Here is a 761-nt window from a genome sequence, read left to right on the forward strand (position 1 = left end):
CCGATCGCCGTCCACAAAGGGGCTGGCGATGAACCGCTCCGCCGTCAGATCAGGGCGGTTCAGGTAGCCCCGCGCAACGCCTGCCCCGCCAATGCAAAGCTCGCCCACCGCCCCGAACGGCACCGGCCCACCATGCCCGTCCAGAAGATACACCCGCGTGTTCGCAATCGGGCGCCCGATATGTGGCACAGTGTTGTCACTGAAGAGCCGTCCCGAGGTTGCCACCACGGTAACTTCCGTCGGGCCATAGTTGTTTATTAACTTGAGAGGCGACGGTAGCCGGGAAGGCACACGCTGCAGACGGTCACCGCCAATAAGCAAGTACTCCAACATGGGAGTTACCAGCTCGTCTTCCAAAGCCGTTGCAGCCAGCGGCGTGACCAAAAAGGCGGCGTTCAGTGGTTGATCACGCCACCATTGCAGGAGAAGCAGAGGATCTCCTGCTGCCGCCCTGGGCGGGAGCAGCAATGTGCTACGATTGTATAATGCAGACCACAACTCCCAAGCGCTGGCATCGAATGCCATTCCGGCCGTAAGTGTGCAGCAGGTTTCTGGTTGCGGACAAAATGTTTGCACATGCCATGCTGTAAGATTGACCACACCCCGGTGCTCGACCATGACGCCCTTGGGCGTTCCGGTTGATCCGGAGGTGTAGATGACATAGGCGAGATGGCGCGCGGTCAGGCCGAGCGCGCGCGGGTCGGGATCGCAGGCGGGCAGCTCGGCCCAGGCCGGGGTGACCGTCTCCAGATCGACCACAC

At 61.8% G+C, this 761-nt stretch carries 1 protein-coding gene; it reads right to left on the reverse strand.

All coding sequences use genetic code 11. The features are described 5' to 3' along the window. Nucleotides 1–761: AMP-binding protein (locus EN807_RS32330; protein WP_135937910.1), on the reverse strand; the 761-nt coding region annotated here is incomplete at both ends.

Origin of the sequence: Mesorhizobium sp. M5C.F.Ca.ET.164.01.1.1 (genome assembly GCF_004792125.1) — a bacterium.
Lineage (GTDB): Bacteria > Pseudomonadota > Alphaproteobacteria > Rhizobiales > Rhizobiaceae > Mesorhizobium > Mesorhizobium wenxiniae.